Annotated in this window: 3 protein-coding genes; all 3 read left to right on the top strand. The window is 34.9% G+C overall.

Annotated elements, in window-relative coordinates:
• The first annotated feature begins 272 nt into the window (after positions 1–272).
• The 3 genes from ABFR62_13570 to ABFR62_13560 all read left to right on the top strand — a co-directional run bounded on the left by ABFR62_13570 (position 273) and on the right by ABFR62_13560 (position 3,801).
• Entirely contained in the window at positions 273–2,045 is a 1,773-nt protein-coding gene (locus tag ABFR62_13570; protein MEN8139447.1) for a BatD family protein, read from the top strand.
• 53 nt (positions 2,046–2,098) lie between these two features.
• Positions 2,099–2,857 (top strand): tetratricopeptide repeat protein, encoded by a 759-nt coding sequence (locus tag ABFR62_13565; GenBank protein ID MEN8139446.1) that lies wholly within the window; start codon positions 2,099–2,101, stop codon positions 2,855–2,857.
• 65 nt (positions 2,858–2,922) lie between these two features.
• On the top strand, positions 2,923–3,801 hold the full coding sequence (locus ABFR62_13560) for a lysophospholipid acyltransferase family protein (GenBank protein ID MEN8139445.1): 879 nt from the start codon (positions 2,923–2,925) through the stop codon (positions 3,799–3,801).
• Positions 3,802–3,809: the final 8 nt, after the last annotated feature.

Genomic DNA, 3,809 nt, shown 5'->3' with positions numbered 1-3,809 from the left:
CCAGGGTAAAAATCAGGAGCAACAGCAGGTAAAAGGGCAAATTTCAAAGGAAGACATGCAACGACTTCTGGAAGCCTTAAAGAACCAGGAAAATGAAACCCAGAAAAAAGTAAATGCAAAGAAGGTAAAAGGTAAGAAGATTAAGAGTGAGAAAGACTGGTAAATTAAATTTTCAAGAAAAGAACTATATAACGATATTAATATAATTTATAAAAAACTTTGCGCCTTTGCGAATAACTTTGCGAGCTTTGCGTGAAACAAAATCATAGAACATGCGACTAAAGTTGCTAATACTAACATTATTTATCTCTGTTGCGAATATATTCGCTCAGGATGTGGAATTTAATGCGGTTGTTACCAAAAAAACTATTGGCAAATTTGAGAAATTCCGAATTGATTTCAACATAAACAAAAAAACAGGAGAAATCACTCCTCCCGATTTTTCTGATTTCGCCTTCTTAGGAGGCCCCAGTACTTCTGTCAGTCAAAGTTGGGTAAACGGGAAGTCGAGCTACAATAAGACCTACTCATATTTCTTAATGCCAAAGAATGTCGGCAAATTCAAAATCAGAGAAGCTAAAATCAAGGTTGACGGGATAACTTACCGTACAAAGCCAATTACAATAACAGTTGTAGAATCTAATGCAAAACCAAAGTCATCCGATTCAAACGACCCTTCAGTTTTAGCTTCGGAAAATGTACATTTAAAACTGGAACTTAGTTCATCCAATCCTTATGTAAATCAACAAGTAACAGCTACTTATTATTTGTACTTCAAGATGAACATCAATACTCCGCAAATATTAGAATCTCCTTCGTTCAATGGTTTTTGGAGTCAGGATTACGACAGACCACAACGTTATAATGTTGAGAAAAAATATCTAAATGATGAACTATACCAGCGTATAACCCTGAAAAAAACAGTTTTAATTCCACAAAAATCAGGAAAGTTAGTTATTGAACCTATGACTTTGGATATCCCTGTGGAAATATCAACAGGAAAACTGGATTTCTTTGGCAACCGAATGACCCGTCAATACAATTATACTACATCCACCGGAAAACGTACAATAAATGTAAAAGCACTACCGGCCGAAGGAAAGCCAAAGAGTTTTACCGGAGCTGTAGGAGACTATAAATTCAATGTTAGCGCAAGTAAAACAACTGTTGAAGCAAATGAATCTATTACACTAAAAGCTATTGTAAAAGGAAGCGGAAACTTAAAGCTTTTTAATATTCAGAAAATTGATGTTCCTGAAGAATTAGAAGCCTACGATCCTAAACATAATGAAAAGATCAGTTTAGGACCAAATGGAATGACAGGAAGAATAAGTGAAGAGTACATAATTATTCCCAGATATAAAGGCAAGTATAAAATACCTGTATGGGAATTCTCATATTTCGACCCTGCGAAGAAAAAATATATCAGCTTAAAAGGTGAAGATTTTACTATAGACGTAACAAAAGGTAAAAGTCCAATTGGTACTGCCGGCGATACAAGTAACTCTATCAGTAAATCGGATGTTCAACTCCTTGGAAAAGACATAAGATATATTCATAGCAAAGCTGTATTTAGCGAGATAAGAACAAATAGTTTCTTTGGATCTTTCTTATTCTACATTCTGCTTATTATTCCATTTATAGCTATTCCGATGATAGTATTTATATATCAGCAACAAAAAAAATCGAGTGCAGATATAGTAAGCAGCCGTAGAAAAAAAGCGGGTAAAATCGCCAAAAAGATGCTATCGGGAGCAAATGAAGCCTTAAAGACAAACGACGATGCTAAATTTTACGAGGCAGTAATACAGTCGATGTACAAATATCTGGCTTATAGCCTTAGTTTAGAGCAATCAGAGTTGAATAAGGAGAATATTAAAAGTACTCTGACGGATAAAGGAGCTTCAGAAGGTAAAATTGAGGAATTGATGGATTTACTTTCAGAATGCGAGATGGCCAGATATGCGCCAAGTATTAGCGGAGCAGATAAACATGATGTTTATAATAAGGCTTCGGAGTTAATTTCAGATTTAGAGAAAATATAAAAAACGGTAGGCGGCTTAAAAAATTCGCGCATTAGCGGCTTAAAATTATACAGATGAAAAATAACATATTAATAGTTCTGTTATCCATATTTACAATGCTTAGCTCTTTTGCTCAAGCGCCTGACGAAATATTTAATGACGCAAATGCACTGTACAAACAGGAAAAATATGAAGACGCCTTAAAAAAGTATCAGGAGATTGTCAGTACAGGATATCAGTCGGCTGATTTATACTACAATATGGCCAATAGTTATTATAAGCTTGAAGAGATTGCCCCTGCTATTCTTTTTTACAAAAGGGCCATAAAAATAAATCCAAATATGGATGATGCTGTTTTTAATCTAAAAATGGCAAGACAAAAAACCGTTGACAAGTTCGTAAAGGTTCCTGAAACATTTTTTGTGAAATTCTGGAACTGGCTGGCAAATATAATGACAGTACATCAATGGGCTGTATTTTCGGTTGTATTGGCATTTGTGGGTGCTTCTTCATTTTTACTGTATTACTTCGGAAGTTCATCAATACTAAAACGTTTCAGCTTTGTAGTTAGTTTAACAGCTTTAGTAGTGATGATATCTTCGGTTGTAATAGCCCACCAACAAAATACATGGGAAAACAATAACAAAGAAGCTGTAATCATGTCTGAAAACTGCTATGTTAAAGTTGCTCCCAACCACAGTAGTGAAGATAGTTTCATCCTCCATGAAGGAACTGAAATTTTGGTATTGGATCAGGTTGACGACTGGATGAGAATTAAACTCATTGACGGTAAAATAGGGTGGATAAATAGTGAAGATCTCAGTTTAGTATAATTTTTTTCGCCACAACCATAAACATGTAGTAGAAAGATTATAATTTTGTCGCAAGAAAATAGATTATGGGGAGTAAGATACTTTATGCAATAATCATCTTTTTTTCAAAGATGCCTTTTTTTATACTTTATAGAATTTCGGATATTCTATATTTCGTGATTACCTATGTTATTGGTTACAGAAAAGGGGTGATAATGAAAAATCTCAGAAATTCATTTCCCGAAAAATCAGAAAAAGAATTAAACAGAATACGGAAAAACTTCAATAAAAACTTTTCTGATCAGATGATAGAAACACTCAAAATGTTTACTATCTCGAAAAAAGAACTCGAAAAAAGACTCATAATCGACAACCCTGAAGAAATAACTAAATGGGCAAAAAGAGGCAGAAGCGTAATGCTGGCTGCCGGGCATTACGGCAATTGGGAATACCCTGCCGGCTTTCCGTTTACAATACCGGGCTTCGATCAGTATAATGTGATATACGCACCTGTTCGCAACAAATTTCTAAACTCTAAAGTATTAGAGAGCAGGGAAAAATTTGGATGTCATCTTATACCGATGAAATTTACGGTAAGAGAGATCATTACCCAACCAAATCACGGCCAGTTTTACGGTTTCATTTTCGATCAGAGCCCTCATAAATCAAAGGTTAAATACGATTTACACTTCCTTAATCAGAATACTCCGGTACACCTCGGTACCGAACAAATGGCTAAGGCTAAAAATGCAGTTATTGTAACAGCCGAAGTTTACAAAGTAAAAAGAGGTTTTTACAGAGCCAAAGTTGAATTGTTAACCGATAGTCCAAAAGAACAACCGGAATATGAAATAACAAAAAAACTGTTTGTTTGGCTCGAAGAAATAATTAAAAAAGAACCTGCACTTTGGCTTTGGTCGCACAGAAGGTGGAAATATAAGCGGGGGAAACATTATAATTTATAGGTAGTCAG

The sequence above is a fragment of the Bacteroidota bacterium genome, from assembly GCA_039714315.1.
Classification (GTDB): Bacteria; Bacteroidota; Bacteroidia; order Flavobacteriales; family JADGDT01; genus JADGDT01.
Note: the sequence above shows the minus strand (reverse complement) of the source record. Positions and strands in the feature narration are given on the sequence as shown.